The sequence below is a fragment of the Streptomyces ardesiacus genome, from assembly GCF_003112575.1.
Classification (GTDB): Bacteria; Actinomycetota; Actinomycetes; order Streptomycetales; family Streptomycetaceae; genus Streptomyces; species Streptomyces ardesiacus.
The window spans coordinates 669,661-683,960 of sequence record NZ_BEWC01000008.1 but is presented as its reverse complement, the minus strand read 5'-3'; the positions used below and the strand labels follow the sequence as shown (position 1 = coordinate 683,960).

Annotated in this window: 11 protein-coding genes; 3 read left to right on the top strand and 8 right to left on the bottom strand. The window is 76.7% G+C overall.

Features of this window, described 5'->3' with window-relative positions:
* Positions 1–12 precede the first annotated feature (12 nt).
* Genes Sdi02f_RS28160 through crtI form a run of 3 tightly spaced genes read right to left on the bottom strand, consistent with a single transcriptional unit; the run spans position 13 to position 3,559 of the window.
* Positions 13–1,035: a Rieske (2Fe-2S) protein gene (locus Sdi02f_RS28160; protein WP_031085553.1), complete on the bottom strand. Its 1,023-nt coding sequence runs from the start codon at positions 1,033–1,035 to the stop codon at positions 13–15.
* Entirely contained in the window at positions 1,032–2,045 is a 1,014-nt protein-coding gene (locus tag Sdi02f_RS28155) for a phytoene/squalene synthase family protein (RefSeq protein ID WP_108934228.1), read from the bottom strand. The genes Sdi02f_RS28160 and Sdi02f_RS28155 overlap by 4 nt, the downstream gene beginning before the upstream one ends.
* Positions 2,042–3,559 carry a phytoene desaturase family protein gene (gene crtI / locus Sdi02f_RS28150; protein WP_053666044.1) on the bottom strand — a complete coding sequence of 506 codons (1,518 nt, stop codon included), beginning with the start codon at positions 3,557–3,559 and terminating at the stop codon, positions 2,042–2,044. The genes Sdi02f_RS28155 and crtI overlap by 4 nt, the downstream gene beginning before the upstream one ends.
* Positions 3,560–3,885: 326 nt before the next feature.
* Here crtI and Sdi02f_RS28145 point away from each other — a divergent pair, with 326 nt between their 5' ends.
* Together Sdi02f_RS28145 and Sdi02f_RS28140 are read left to right on the top strand one after the other, a co-directional pair.
* Entirely contained in the window at positions 3,886–5,088 is a 1,203-nt protein-coding gene (locus Sdi02f_RS28145) for a lycopene cyclase family protein (RefSeq protein WP_031185537.1), read from the top strand.
* A gap of 401 nt (positions 5,089–5,489) precedes the next feature.
* Positions 5,490–6,992: an FAD-dependent oxidoreductase gene (locus Sdi02f_RS28140; RefSeq protein ID WP_174843407.1), complete on the top strand. Its 1,503-nt coding sequence runs from the start codon at positions 5,490–5,492 to the stop codon at positions 6,990–6,992.
* Positions 6,993–7,170: 178 nt separating this feature from the next.
* On the opposite strand, the gene Sdi02f_RS28135 is transcribed toward Sdi02f_RS28140, so the two are convergent.
* The 3 genes from Sdi02f_RS28135 to Sdi02f_RS28125 form a co-directional block, all read right to left on the bottom strand.
* The gene (locus Sdi02f_RS28135) at positions 7,171–8,049 is read right to left on the bottom strand and encodes an SDR family oxidoreductase (protein ID WP_030403318.1); all 879 of its coding nucleotides are present in this window, start codon (positions 8,047–8,049) and stop codon (positions 7,171–7,173) included.
* A 61-nt stretch (positions 8,050–8,110) separates the two neighbouring features.
* Positions 8,111–9,739 (bottom strand): phytoene desaturase family protein, encoded by a 1,629-nt coding sequence (locus Sdi02f_RS28130; protein ID WP_030403319.1) that lies wholly within the window; start codon positions 9,737–9,739, stop codon positions 8,111–8,113.
* Positions 9,732–10,238, bottom strand: a complete 507-nt coding sequence (locus Sdi02f_RS28125; protein WP_031085567.1) for an SRPBCC family protein — start codon at positions 10,236–10,238, stop codon at positions 9,732–9,734. Before Sdi02f_RS28125 ends, Sdi02f_RS28130 begins: the two co-directional genes overlap by 8 nt.
* A gap of 278 nt (positions 10,239–10,516) precedes the next feature.
* Here Sdi02f_RS28125 and Sdi02f_RS28120 point away from each other — a divergent pair, with 278 nt between their 5' ends.
* On the top strand, positions 10,517–11,683 hold the full coding sequence (locus Sdi02f_RS28120) for a S1 family peptidase (protein ID WP_031085569.1): 1,167 nt from the start codon (positions 10,517–10,519) through the stop codon (positions 11,681–11,683).
* 90 nt (positions 11,684–11,773) lie between these two features.
* On the opposite strand, the gene Sdi02f_RS28115 is transcribed toward Sdi02f_RS28120, so the two are convergent.
* The gene (locus tag Sdi02f_RS28115; protein WP_030403322.1) at positions 11,774–12,217 is read right to left on the bottom strand and encodes a hypothetical protein; all 444 of its coding nucleotides are present in this window, start codon (positions 12,215–12,217) and stop codon (positions 11,774–11,776) included.
* Positions 12,218–12,330: 113 nt separating this feature from the next.
* Entirely contained in the window at positions 12,331–13,656 is a 1,326-nt protein-coding gene (locus Sdi02f_RS28110) for a cation:proton antiporter (protein WP_108934227.1), read from the bottom strand.
* Positions 13,657–14,300 lie beyond the last annotated feature (644 nt).

Genomic DNA, 14,300 nt, shown 5'->3' with positions numbered 1-14,300 from the left:
GTGCCGCTCCGTTCAGCCGGGGAAGAGGCCGCGGGCGCGCAGATGTGCGCGGCGTTCGGCGTAGGCGAGGTCGTCGCGCCACAGGCGGCCCGCGGCGGCGCGCATCAGCGGGCGCAGGGCCGGTGCCAGACGGCGGGCCAGGGGGAAGCCGGGGCGGTCCGAGGTGGCGAGCACCGCCTCGACGACGGCGGTGCGCGGCAGCCCGTCCGTGCCCGGGCCGAGCGGTGTGGCGTGGCTCTCCACCACGGACCCGGTGCCCTCGCCCTCGGCGATGCGCATGACGACGGTGCGGGGTCCGGGCGCGGTGAACTCGGCCCGGACGGGGACGACCAGGCGGCCGGTCAGCCGGAAGGACACGTCCACGACGAAGCGGTCGCCGTCCCCGTCCGGGCGCAGGTGCTGCCCGGGCGTCCCGACGACGGTGAGGTCCACGAAGGAGTACGGGTGGAACCAGGCTCCGTGCCACGGGTCGAGCCGGTTGGCGACCACGTCCTCGGGTTCGCAGGTCCCCACCCCGCGCCACACCGACGTCAGGGCCGTCTCCCGGGGCGGCCGGGCGGGCACGAGGGGCGCCGGGGTGGGCGGCTCCTCCCCCACGGTGTCCAGCCGTACCCACACCAGGACGCCGTCGTCGTGCACCGGCAGGGGTTCCCACCCGGCGAACGGGGCGCCGTCGAGGGCGAGTCCGTGCCAGTGGCACACGAGCGTGCCGCACCGCACCGGGCTGTCGGCCAGCGGGGCGCCGAGGTGGGGGCAGGCGCCGGGGCCGCCCACCAGTCGCCCGTGCGCGTCCCGCCAGACGACGACCTCGACGCCGGCGACGGTGCCGGAGAGCGGACGGGTGGGCCGTACGCCGGTGCTCGCGCCGAGGACGTACCAGTTGCCCGAGGGGCGGGCCCCGGCGCGCCGGAGGGCCGCGGCGACGACGGCGGGGCGGGCCTCGCGCCACGTCGGGCGCTGCCGCTCCCAGGGGAGCGCACGGCGCCGCAGCCGCAGGGGGAGGCGTCCTCGGCGGGGGCGGTCGTCCGTGCTCATCCGGACTCCTTCGCATCGAGGGCGGCGCCGTACGGCACGGTCGTCGGCGTGGGGGCGCGGCGTGCGCCGAGCCGGGCGGCGAGCACGCGTACGAGCCCGTCGGCGGCGACGGCCGCGCGCTGCCGGCGGGGCACCACCGCGCGCCGGTGCAGCACCGCGTACCCGCTCCCGGCGATGGTGTCGAGGATGTTCCGGTAGAGCAGGAAGGCGGTGCGGATGCAGGGCCGTGCCACGGGGTCGAGCATGGCGAGGCCGGGTTCGGCCTCGCGGTAGACGCCCCGGGTGAGGTCCTCGGCGGCCCGCAGCGCGGCCGTGATGCGTGGGTCGTCGCGGCCGGTGCGCCTGCTCCACAGCAGCAGGTCCCGCTGGACGCCGTGCGCGGCCAGCAGGTCGGCGGGGAGGTAGACCCGGCCCCGGTCCAGGTCCTCGCCGACGTCGCGCAGGAAGTTGGTGAGCTGGAAGGCGACGCCCAGCGCGGCGGCGTGCGGGGCGGCCCGGGCGCGGGAGGTCACGGTGCCGAGGACGGGGAGCATCTGGAGGCCGATGACCGCGGCCGAGCCGTGCATGTAGGCGCGCAGGTCGGCGTAGGTGGCGTAGTCCGTGACGGTGAGGTCGGCGCGCATCGAGGCCATGAAGTCGGTGAAGTGCGCCGGTTCGATGGCGTACCGGGCGGCGGTGTCGGCCAGGGCCAGCACCACGGGCTCGGCGGCGGGACGGCCCCCGGCGAGCGCGTGCCGCAGCAGCCGGTCGAGGCGGGCGAGGGCGGCGGCGCGCTCGGCGGGCGTGGCGTCGGCGGTGTCGGCGGTGTCGGCGGTGTCGTCGACGATGTCGTCGGCCCACCGGGCGAACCCGTACAGGGCGTGCACGGCGGGCCTGCGGTCGGCGGGCAGGAGGCGGGTGGCCAGGAAGTAGGTGCGGCCGTGGCGGGCGTTGAGGAGCCGGCACCGGGTGTAGGCGGCGCGCAGGGCGGGGTCGGTGACGCCGGCGGCGTCGAGTTCGCGTCCGGTCATCGCCGGCCGCCCCTCGCCGCCCGGGGGCGCCGCGGTGTGCCGGTGATGCGGGCGGCGGCCAGCTTCCCGGAGACCAGTACGGTCGGCACCCCGACGCCCGGGGTGGTTCCGCAGCCCGCGAGGACCGCGTTGTCGGTGCCGCGCACCAGGTTGCGGGGGCGGAAGGGTCCGGTCTGGGCGAAGGTGTGGGCGACCGAGAACGGGGTGCCGGCGGCGTGCCCCTGTGCGGTCCAGTCGGCGGGCGTCACCAGGCACTCCTCCTCCACGGCCGCGGCGATGCCGGTCAGTCCCCGGCGTTCCAGGGTGGCGAGCAGCCGGTCGCGGTAGCGGGGCGCGAGGTCGCTCCAGGCGCGGGCGCCGGGGCCGATGTCGGTGTTGGGGCAGGGCGCGAGGACGTAGTGGAGGTGGCGGCCCTCGGGAGCGAGGGAGGGGTCGTGGGCGGTGGGACGGGTGATCAGCAGGGAGGGGTCGGTCATGAGGGTGCCGGTCCGGGTGAGTTCGTCGAAGGTCCGACGCCACGCGGCGCCGAAGGAGAGCGTGTGGTGGGCGAGGTGCGGCCAGGTGCGGGTGGTGCCGGCGTGCAGCACGACGGCCGAGGGTGCGTGCCGCAGGGCGAGGGGGCGGCGCGGGCGGCGGCCCAGGAGCCGGTGCACGACGGGCAGGTCGGGGGTGAGGACGACGGCGTCGCACGGGATGCGCTCGTGGTCGGTGACGACCGCGGTGACGCGGTTGCCGGAGCGCTCCAGACGGGTGACGGCCCGTCCGAGGCGCAGGTCGGCCCCGGCACCGGCGGCCGCCGCGGCCATGGCGCGGGGCAGGGCGTGCACGCCGCCGCGCGGGAAGTAGACGCCGGCGACGGTGTCCATGTAGGCGATGACGGCGTACGCGGCCAGCGCGCGGGACGGCGCCACACCGGCGTACAGGGCCTGGAAGGAGAAGACCCGCTTGAGCCGTTCGTCGGTCAGGAAGCGTCCGATGCGGGTGTCGAGGCGGCCGAAGCCGCCGAGGGCGGCGAGCCGGGCCAGGTCGGGGGTGAGCAGGCCGAGCGGCGAGTCGAAGTTGGCGTCGATGAACCGGCGCATCTGCACGGCGTACAGCCGCCCGAGCCAGTCGCGCAGCCGCCGGTACCCGGCCGCCTCCCCGGCGCCGGCGAACCGTTCGACCTCCGTCTCCATCGCGTCGGCGTCGGTGTGGACGTCCAGGGCGGTGCCGTCGGCGAAGCAGGCGCGGTAGGCGGGGTGCAGGGGCAGCAGTTCGACGTGGTCGCGCAGCCGTTCACCGACGGCCGCGAAGGCCTCGTCGGCCAGGTCGGGCATGGTCAGCACGGTCGGGCCGGTGTCGAGGCGGTAGCCGCCGAGTTCGCGCCGTCCGGCCCGGCCGCCGGGGAGCGGGTCGCGTTCCACGACGGTCACCCGGCGTCCCGCGCCCAGCAGGTGCAGGGCGGCGGAGAGCCCGGCGAGTCCGGCACCGACGACCACGACGTGGTCGGTGCGCCCGGTCACCGTCCGCGTCATCGCGCGCCCCGGTCCGCGGGTGGTCCGTCCGGCCGGGGGATGCGGTGCTCGACCGTGCTGGGGGGCATGGCGGGGTCCTCTCGTGTGGTCGGCCCCATGCCTTCCCCCGTCGCCTCCGGCGCGACGCCGCGGGGCCCCGGTTCCCCTCCGGCAGTCACCCGCCCGGCCGTACCGGGTCCCCCCGGCGGGTCCCCGTCTCGCGCCGTCCAGCGCGCCGTGCGCCACCGCGGACGGCGCCGGGCGGAATACTCCGCCGGACCCGGCGGATCCGGCCGGCGGGCGGCGGACCCGGCGGACCAAGCCGGCGGGAAGGAAAGGAGGCGGACGTGCTCGACGCGGACATCGTGGTCGTCGGTGCCGGGGCGGCGGGGCTCTCCCTGGTGCACCGGCTCCCGGCCGGCGCGCGGCACGGGGCGGCGCCCTCCGTCGTCCTCGTCGATCCGCCGCCGGGACCGCTGCGGCCCGCGCGGCGCACCTGGTGCTTCTGGGAGGCCGGACCCGGCCGCTTCGACCGGGCGGCGACGGCCTCGTGGCAGTGGCTGCGGGTGCACGGCCGGGACGGGAGGGCCGTGCGGCGGAACATCGCGCCGGCCCGCTACAAGATGGTCCGCTCGGACGACTTCGAGGCGCTGGTGGAGCGGGACCTGAAGGACCGTCCGGGGCTGCGGCGCGTCGAGGCCACCGTCGGCGCGGTGACCGGCCTGCCGGACGCCACCGTGCGGCTGGCGGCCACGGACGCGGCGGGCGCGCCGGTCGGCCTGCGCGCCCGCTGGGTCTTCGACTCCCGTCCGCCGGACCGGCTGCCGGCCGCGCGCACCCGGCTGCTCCAGCACTTCCGGGGCTGGTTCGTGCGCACCGAGCGGCCGGTCTTCGACCCGGAGGTGGTCGACCTGATGGACTTCCGCACCGTGCAGCCGCGTCGGGGCCTGTCCTTCGGCTACGTGCTGCCGACCGGACGGCACACCGCGCTGGTCGAGTACACCGAGTTCGGCCCGGCGCCGCTGACGACCGAGGCGTACGACCGCGCGCTGGAGGACTACACGCGCCGCGTCCTGCGCACCGGCGCGACGGAGGTCCTGTCCACCGAGCAGGGGGTCGTGCCGATGACCGACGCCGTCTTCGGGCGGAGGGCCGAGGGCTGCGACCGGGTCTTCCGGATCGGCGTCGCGGGCGGTGCGACCCGGGCGTCCACCGGGTACACGTTCGCCGCCGTGCAGCGGCAGTCCGAGGCCGTCGCCCGCGCGGTGCGGGCGGGCCGCCGCCCGGTGCCGCCGGCCCCGCACCCGGCACGGGCCCGGTGGATGGACGCGGTGCTGCTGCGCGCCCTGGACACCGGCCGGGTCGACGGACCCGACCTCTTCTTCCGGCTGTTCGACCGCGTGCCCGCCGGGCGGCTGCTGCGCTTCCTCGACGGCCGGTCGCGGCTGTACGAGGACCTGGCGGTCGGCGTGCGCGTCCCCGTCCTGCCGATGCTGCGCACGGCGGCCGAACTGCCGTGGCTGCCACGCCGCCACCTGCCCGTCCGCTGAGTCCCACCCGCCGAGTACCGACCCGCCCGGGAGCCCTGGATGTCCTTGCCGCGCGCCACCGCGCCGACCACCCGCCCCGACCGCCCGGCGGGCCGCCGCGGCCGCCGCGTCGCCCCCGCCGCGGCCCGTTGCACCCCACCCGGCCGCGTCTCCCGCCGGCCGGGCGCCGCGGGCGGTGGTGCCGGACGCCGAGTGCCGCCGGGCCCGGACTGCGGCACGAGTCCCCGGACCCCGACCATGACCACGACCACGAGTCCCCCGACCCCGGCCCCGGCCCCAGCCCCGGGCCCGACGGCGTCCCTCCCCTGCGCCGAGACCGCCGGCCGCGTCCGTGCCGCCCGGGACGCGCGGTGATCCGGGGCGGTGGGGTGCGGCCGCCCGGGCGGGACCGGCGGGCGCGGATGCTGCCGGCCGGGCGGGGCCGGGAGCGGGTCGAGGGCGACGCGCCGTCCGTGGCGGTGGTCGGCGGCGGCATCGCGGGGCTCGCGGCGGCGACCCTCCTGGCCGAGCGCGGGGTGCGCGTCGTGCTCCACGAGCGCGAGCCCGTGCTCGGCGGCCGGGTCGCGGGCCGGACGGTCGCCCTGCCGGACGGCACACCCGCCACGATGAGCCGCGGCTTCCACGCCTTCTTCCGCCAGTACTACAACCTGCGGAGCCTGTTGCGCCGGTGCGATCCCGGCCTCGCCATGCTGACCGGGCTGCCGGACTACCCCCTGCGGCACAGCAGCGGGCTGCACGACGGCTTCCGCCGGATTCCGCGCACTCCCCCGTTCAGCGCCCTCGCCTTCGTCGCCCTGAGTCCCAGTTTCGGGCTGCGGGACCTGACGGCGCTGCGGCCGTCCGCCGCGCTGCCGCTCCTCGACGTCCGTACCCGCCGCGTCCACGAGCGCCTGGACACCGTCAGCGCAGCCGACTTCCTCGACGCGCTGCGTTTTCCCGCGGCGGCCCGGCACCTGGCCTTCGAGGTGTTCTCCCGCAGCTTCTTCGCCGACCCTGGCGAGTTGTCGGCCGCGGAGATGGCCCTGATGTTCCACATCTACTTCCTCGGCTCCAGCGAGGGGCTGCTGTTCGACGTGCCGCGCGAGCCGTTCCCGCAGGCGCTGTGGGACCCCCTCGCCGGGCACCTGGTGCGGCACGGGGTCGAGATCCGCACGAGCACGTCCGTCGAGGCCGTCCGGCCCGGACCGTCCGGCGGGCGGCTCGTGGTCGACGCCGCCGGGGCCCGGCCGTACGACGCGGTGGTGCTCGCGATGGACGTCGGCGGGCTGCGGGGCGTGGTGAGCCGCTCGCCGCACCTGGGGGACGCCGGCTGGCGGGCGCGGGTGGCACGGCTGCGCAACGCCCCGCCGTTCCTGGTCTCCCGGCTGTGGCTGGACCGCCCGGTCGCGCCCGGCCGGCCCGGGTTCCTCGGCACGAGCGGCTACGGCTCGCTGGACAACGTCAGCGTGCTGTCCCACTGGGAGGGCGAGGCGGCCCGCTGGGCGGCGCGCACCGGCGGCTGCGTCGTCGAACTGCACGCCTACGCCGTGCCGTCGCAGGCCGTCCGGGAGGTCGAGGAGAAGCGTCTCGTCGACCAGTTGCACCGGGTGTACCCGGAGACCCTCCGGGCCCGCGTGCTCGCCGCACGGCACGAGTGGCGGGCGGACTGCCCGCTGTTCGCCGTCGGGGGTTACGGCGACCGCCCCACGGTGCGCACCCCCGACCCGGCCGTCGTGGTCGCCGGGGACCTGGTCCGTACGGATCTGCCGGTGGCGTTGATGGAGCGCGCCGCCACCTCCGGGTTCCTCGCCGCGGGCGCGCTGCTGGAGCGGTGGGGGGTGCGGGGCGAGACGCTGTGGACGGTGCCGGACCGGGGCCGGTCCGCGCCGTTGCGGGCCCTGGCACGGCGGTTCGGGGCGTACTGAGGCGGACGGCGCCGCGGCGGCTCGGGGCGCACCGGCACGGACGGCCACGGCGGGCCGCACGGGGCGCCGCCCCCGAATCGGCCGTCGCGCCCGGGGCCCACCGTCGTGGAACCGGCCGCGGCGGCGGGGCGCTTCGCCGCCGGGCCCGGCCGGGGTCCCGTCCCGGGCCCCGCGGCGGCTAGCGCCCCCTGTCCGCCGCGCGGTCGGCCAGTCCGCCCGCGCCGAGCGGGCCGGTGTGGCCGAGCGGCTCCTCGGCCTCCATCCGCGGCAGTTCGTGGCGGGACAGCCGTACGACCGCCGGCGGCAGCGCCGCGCGTCCCCACTGGACCAGGCGCAGCCAGCCCGGCACGTACACGGCGGTACGGCGGCGCTCCACGGCGCGGACCAGCCGGGCCGCGACGTCCTCGGGCGGGAACGTGCGGCGGGCCGGCGGCGGCATGTGGGCGCGCAGTCCGCGCAGGACCGGGTACCGGTCGGCGTCGCGGATCATGTCCGTGTCCATCCAGTTGAGGTAGGCGGTGCCCACGGCGACGCCGCGGTGGGCCACCTCGGCGCGCAGCGAGTGGGTGAAGGCTTCCACGCCGGCCTTGGCGGCGCAGTAGGCGCTCATCATGGGGGCGGCGCCGAGCGAGGCCAGCGAGGCGATCTGGAGGTGGTAGCCCGCGGTGTCGAGCAGGTCCGGCAGGAAGGCGCGAGCGGTGTGGGCGCTGCCGGTCAGGTTGACGTCCACGACGCGGCGCCACTCGGCGGGGTCCGAGGTGGCGAACGGTCCGCCGTGGGCGATGCCCGCGTTGGCCACCACGACCGACGGCCTGCCCAGGCGCCGGCGGGTCTCCTCGGCCGCGTCGGCCAGCGCGGCGGGGTCGGTGACGTCGGTCTCGACGGCGAGCGCCGGGGTCGGCAGGTCCGCCGCCAGGGCGTCCAGCAGCGGCTTCTCCAGGCCGAGCAGGGCGAGCCGGGCGCCGCGGCGGGCGCAGGCGCGGGCCAGGGCGGCGCCCAGTCCGCGCGCGGCGCCGGTCACCACGACGGTGCGGTGGTCGAGGGGACTGTCGTTCACGGGTCGGCCCTTTCCTCGGGTCCTCGGAGTCGTCCCGGACCGGGCGGGCGCCCGACCGCGGTCAGCACCGGTCGCCGGTCCGGTCGCGTCGGGTCAGGGACCGCTGCAGGCGGGCGAGGCCCGCGAACCGGTGCTGGCGCAGGGCGGCGCGCGCGGCGTTGGCGCCGGGCGCGCCGTGCACCCCGCCTCCCGGGTGGGCGCCCGCGGAGGCGAGGAAGAGACCGGTCACCGGTGTCTCCGGCCGTCCGGTGCCGGGCACGGGCCGGAAGACGAGCTGCTGGTGCATGGCGGTGGTGCCGCCGTTGATGGCGCCGCCCTCCAGGTTGGCGTTCATGGCCTGGAGGGTGGGCGGGGCCAGCACGCGCCGGGCCCGGACCAGGGCGCGGAATCCGGGAGCGAACCGTTCCACCTGGCGTTCGACCCGGTCGGCCATCAGCTCCTGCTCCCGCCGGTCCCAGCTCCCGGTGACGCCCTCGTCCCCCGCGTCGCCGCGGATGTCGTGCGGGACGTGGGTGTAGGCCCAGGCGGACTCGGTGCCGGCCGGTGAGCGGGTCGGGTCGGTGGTCGTCATCTGGCCGAAGAGCGAGAAGGGGCGGTCGGGGACCTGCCGCATGGCGATCTGGGCGGCGAACCGGGTCAGTTCGTCGAGGCCGTCGGAGAGGTGCACGGTGCCGGCCCCCGCCGCCTCCTCGCAGCGCCAGGGCACGGGGCCGTCCAGCGCCCAGTCGACCTTGAAGGTGGCGAAGTCCCACTGGAAGCGCCGCAGGTCCCTGCGGACTTGGTCCGGCAGGTCCGCCGGGGCGACGAGCCGGCCGTACAGGGCGGGGACGGAGACGTCCGCGAGGACGGCGCGGCGGGCGGTGACGGCGTCCCCGTCGGCGGTGCGCACGCCGGCCGCGCGCCGGTCGCGGACCAGGACGCGGTCGACGCGCCGCCCGCAGTGCAGGGTGCCGCCCCGGGCGCGCAGGCGGCGGACCAGGGCCTCGGTGAGGGCGCCGGAGCCGCCGACCGGCACGGGGAAGCCGTAGGTCTGTCCGAGCATCGACATCAGCCAGCCGAAGCCGCCGCTGCCGGCCGCCTCGGGGGCGAGGTCGGCGTGCAGGGCGTTGCCGGCCAGGAGCAGTCTGCCGCCCTCGCCGCGGAACTCCTCCTCGCCCATGCGGCGCACGGGCAGGACCAGGGTGCGGGCGAGCCTGAGTCCGCCCGCGCCGCGCAGCCGCAGGGCCAGCCGGGCACCGGCGCGCACGGGCGGGAAGGGGGTGAACAGGGCGTCCACGATGTCGGCCCGGTAGCGGTCCCACACCGCGTGGAGCCGTTCCCAGGCGGCGCCGTCCCCGGGGGCGAAGGCGTCGAGCGACGCGGCGGTGGTGGCGAGGTCGCGGTCGAGGACGGCACAGGTGCCGTCGGTCAGGGGGTGGGCGAGGACGTGGGGTGCGTGCGCCCAGCGCAGCCCGTGCTCCTCCAGGTGGAGTCCGCCGAGGACCGGGGAGGCGGCGGCCAGCGGGTAGAAGGAGCTGAACAGGTCGTTGACGAAGCCGGGGGCGACCGCGTCGTCGTGCCGCACCGCGCCGCCCGGCTCGGGCTGCTCCTCCAGGACCGTCACGCTCCAGCCCGCGTCGGCCAGCAGGTTCGCCGCCACCAGGCCGTTGGGTCCGGCTCCCACCACGACGGCGTCGACGGCGTCAGGCACGGCCGGTTCCCCGCCGGTGGTGCACCGCGCCCACCGTGTCGGGCGGGTCGGGGCGGCACCGGTCGCCGGCGCGGGACTCGCACAGCTTGGCGAGTCTGGCGAGCATGGCGCGGTGGCGCACCTGGATCAGGGCCTCGACGCCGACGTTGTGCAGCAGGCCCCCGGGGCCGCGCAGGGGGTGCTCGTCCACGATCACCAGGCACTGCTCGCCCCACGGGCGCAGTTCGACGGCGATCCGGGCGGTGCCGAGCCGGCCCGCCTTGGCCTCCAGTTCCAGCACGGAGCCCTCCACGCAGCGTCTGACCACCGACTCGTTGTCGAGCAGCAGCGGCCCGAGCCGCACCTCGTACGCGATGGTCGCCCCGACCTGCGGCCACCGCCCGTCCCTGGGGGTGACCTTCGAGGGGCCGACCACCCACTGCACGTAGGCGTCGCCGTCCGCGAGGACGTCCCAGACGGCCTGCGGGGTCGCCTGGATCAGCCGGTGCCGGATCGCCACGTGTGCCTCCCACGTCCAGTGGCCGCTGCGGGCCGTCGTTGCGCGGACGGAGCCTGAGTGCCCCGTCGGCGGCCGCCCAACCGGGCGAAGGGGGCGAAACGACCGGGTGCGCGGACCGGCGGCAGGAAAGGCGGCACGGAAAGGCCGTGCATTGGCATGGACCTGAAGACATGGGCTGGCTACGCTCGAAGCGACCCGATGAGAGCGCTCTCACACCGCGGTTGTTCCGTGTCATCTGTTCCACCCCCACCTTTGCTGGAACGACGAAGGGCAACTCCGTGAGACGCAGCAGACTCAGGCACCTCGGCCTGGCCGGACTCCTCGTGCTCGGCAGCCTCACCGCGGTCGGCACCCTGCCGGCCTCGGCGGCCGGGGCCCCCGCCGCCTCCGTCGACGAACGGCCGGCCTCCGCCGGCCTTCTGGACGCCATGCAGCGCGACTTCGGCCTCACCCGGGACCAGGCCGAGGACCGGCTCGCGGCCGAACGCGACGCCACCGAAGTGGAACCGGTGGCGCGCCGGGCCGCCGGAGCGGCCTACGGCGGCTCGTGGTTCGACGCCGACACCGGCAGACTCACCGTGGCCGTCACCTCCGACGCGGCCCCCTCGACGCTGAGCGCGGTGCGCGCCACCGGTGCACAGGTGCGCACCGTCGAGCACAGCGCGCGGCAACTGGACGCGGCCAAGGCGCGCGTCGACCGCCTCGACGCCCCCGCGGGTGTCAGCGGCTGGCACGTCGACCAGCGCGCCGGCACCGTGGTCGTCGACGTGGTCGCGAGCGAGCAGGCTGACAACGATGTCCAGCGCTTCCTGAAGCAGGCCCGCGAGACCGGTCCGGTCACGGTGCGCCCGGTGCCGTCGGCCCCGGGGACCTTCGCCGCCGGCACCGTCGGCGGCGACCCGTACTACACCGGCAACGTCCGCTGCTCCATCGGTTTCTCGGTGCACGGCGGGTTCGTCACCGCCGGGCACTGCGGCCGGGCCGGCGCCGGGGTCAGCGGCTGGGACGGCTCCTACATCGGCACGTTCCAGGGCTCGTCCTTCCCCGACAACGACTACGCGTGGGTCAGTGTGGGCAGCGGCTGGTGGACGGTGCCGGTCGTGCTCGGCTGGGGCACGGTCTCCGACCAGCTCGTGCGCGGCTCGAACGTGGCGCCCGTGGGTGCCTCGATCTGCCGCTCCGGCTCCACCACGCACTGGCACTGCGGCACCGTGCTGGCCCACAACGAGACGGTCAACTACAGCGACGGCTCGGTGGTGCACCAGCTCACCAAGACCAGTGTGTGCGCCGAGGGCGGCGACTCCGGCGGCTCCTTCATCAGCGGTGACCAGGCGCAGGGCGTCACCTCGGGCGGCTGGGGCAACTGCTCCAGCGGCGGGGAGACCTGGTTCCAGCCCGTCAACGAGATCCTGAACCGCTACGGCCTGACCCTCCACACGGCCTGACCGGGCGGGGAGGGCCGGTCCGTGCCGGCTCCGGCCCTCCCCCACCGCCGGTGTCCCGGACCGCGCCGCGGCTCCGGGTCCCGAACGGGCTCAGACGTCGCCGGGACCGGTCCCCGGCTCCGGCGCGTCGGGGCCCGTCGCCGTGGTCAGCCGGCGGTAGGCGGCCCGCGCGTGCACCAGGCGGGCCAGCGCCGTACCGACGAGGGCCGCGCCGAGCAGGCAGGCGAGCCAGAACGCGTCCCGCCGGCCGGCCCACGTGAGGGTGCCGGCCGGCGGTATGGCGAAGCCGTTGAGGGACAACCAGCACAGCACGGCCGTCCCCGGGGCGGCCGCGAACGGCGCGCACAGGCCGAGCAGGGCCGCCAGCAGCGAGAGCGCGACCAGGGCGAGACCCGGACGTCCCGAGCCGACGGTGCCGTTGAGGAGCCCCACCAGCAGGAGGGCGCCGCCGAAGGCCCCGGCCCACACCAGGGGAGCCGCGACCGGCCGGGGAACGGGTCTGGCACCGCTGCCCAGGGGCACCCACTCGATCATGCTGACTGGCTCCTTCCGGTCCCGGACGCGTCCGGCCGCGGCGGCGTGACAACGGTCCTGTGGGCAGATTGTCCCACCGGGAACCGCGGGGCACCGCGCTGAGGCGGAGGTGCTCAGCGCTCCGTCTTCGCGTGTTCCGGGGAGGAGTCCCCGGAGCCGGACGAGCAGGAGGCCCCGGCCGGCACCGGACGGCTGTCCGCGTCCGTCCCCTCATCCCCCGCACCGCTCCCGTCGCCGGGCGCCGCGGCCGGTGCCGGGGCCCCGGGCAGCAGCCGGCCGGCGGCCCGCAGCGCACCGGCGAGTACGTGGGCGCGCCCCGCGACGACGGGTCCGAGGACGGCGAGGACGAGCACGTACCCGGCGATGAAGGGGGCGAGCCGCGCGTCCAGTCCGGCGCCCGCGGCCATGGCGGCCAGGATCAGCGCGAACTCCCCCCGGGCGACCAGGGTGGTGGCGATCTCCGCGGCCGGTTCGCTGCCGTAGCGGTACACCCGGGCGACGCACAGTCCCGCGACGACGTTCATGACGACGGTCAGGGCCGCCGCGGCGGCGACCGGACCGGCGACGGAGGCGAGGTCGCCGGGGTCGATGGCGAGGCCGAAGGCGAAGAAGAAGATGGCCGCGAAGGCGTCGCGCAGCGGGTGCACCAGCTCCCGGATCCGCGGCCCCGAGGGGGTGCCGGCGAGGATCAGGCCCACCATGAAGGCGCCGATCGCGTCGGCGACGCCGAGGAGTTCGGAGACCCCGGCGACGAGCACGGCGGCGCCGAGGAAGCTGATGACGAGCAGTTCGTTGTCCCGCGTGTGGATCAGCCGGCCCACGAGCCGGGTGCCGTAGCGGGCGGCGGCGGCCAGCACCAGCAGGAAGCCGAAGGCCTTGCCGGCCTGCAGCGCCATGTCGGCCACGCCGTGCGCGCCCGAGATGACCGGTTGCAGGGCGGCCAGGTACAGCGCGAGGAAGATGTCCTCCACGACGATGACGCCGAGGATCAGCCGGGTCTCCGGACGGCCGATCCGGCCCAGGTCGATGAGGATCTTGGTGACGATCGCGGAGGAGGAGATCCCGAGCACGCCCGCCAGGACCAGCGCCTCGCGCACGCCCCACCCGAGGACGAAGCCGAAGCCGAGCCCGGCTCCGACGTTCAGGAGCAGATACACGCCCCCGGCGGTCAGCAGCCGTTTGCCTCCGCTCTTGAGGTCGTCGAGGTGGAACTCCAGCCCCAGGTAGAAGAGCAGCAGCACGAGTCCGAGCGCGGAGAGCATCTCGAAGTCGTGCGCGTCCTCCACCAGGACGAAGCCCGGTGTGTGCGGGCCGAGCAGGATGCCGGCGAGCATGAACAGGGGGATCGTCGGCAGTCCGATCCTGCCGCCGAGGCGGGCGAGGAACGCGGCGGCCACGAAGGCACCGCCCATGGCGAGCAGGGTGTCAGCGTGTCCCACGGGTCACCGCCTTCACTCGCGCGCAGGGTCGGACGGGCTTCACTTGACGGGGATGGATGCGCATTCTCCTTCGTCGGTCGTGCGTGGTCGGGTGATACGTCGTCAGGTCGTGCCGGTCGGGTCGTGTGCGGGCGTGCCGCAGCCGTCGTGCGGCACGTCGTCGTGCCGCACGACGCCGTGTCGTACGTCGTCAGGGCATACGTCGCCGTGGCACACGTCTTCGTGCCACACGTCGTCGTGCCGCATCGTCGTGCCGGGCCGGGCGGCCCCGGACCGCCACTCCCCCGTGGCGTGACACCGCTCGGGGGCGGGAAACCCGCGGGCCGGCAGCGGCCCGGACGGCGAGCGCCCGTGCCCGGGCCGCTTGCGGCCCGCGGCGTCGCCACCATGCCCGTCGGCCGACCGGTGCCCGGGCGGGCACAGCACCTTCGCGCCGGACCATGCGGCACCGCCCGCGAACGGGCGGGACAGGGCTTGTGCGAAAACGCCCCCCGGCCCCCGGGAAAGACCCCCGGGGCGCGGCGTCGGTCCACTGTCACACGCTCTGCCGCAGCGCGGCCATCGGGGACGACACCCAAATGCTCCGGCGGCCGACACCCATCGGCGGGCCGGGTGGGAAGGCCGCTCAGCGGCCGGAGGAGGAG

Excerpts from the sequence above, each read along its gene's own strand:
- crtI (WP_053666044.1), bottom strand. The coding sequence starts at position 3,559 with ATGACGCGGACGGTGACCGGGCGCACCGACCACGTCGTGGTCGTCGGT.
- Sdi02f_RS28140 (WP_174843407.1), top strand. The coding sequence starts at position 5,490 with ATGCTGCCGGCCGGGCGGGGCCGGGAGCGGGTCGAGGGCGACGCGCCG.
- Sdi02f_RS28155 (WP_108934228.1), bottom strand. The coding sequence starts at position 2,045 with ATGACCGGACGCGAACTCGACGCCGCCGGCGTCACCGACCCCGCCCTG.
- Sdi02f_RS28115 (WP_030403322.1), bottom strand. The coding sequence starts at position 12,217 with ATGATCGAGTGGGTGCCCCTGGGCAGCGGTGCCAGACCCGTTCCCCGG.
- Sdi02f_RS28160 (WP_031085553.1), bottom strand. The coding sequence starts at position 1,035 with ATGAGCACGGACGACCGCCCCCGCCGAGGACGCCTCCCCCTGCGGCTG.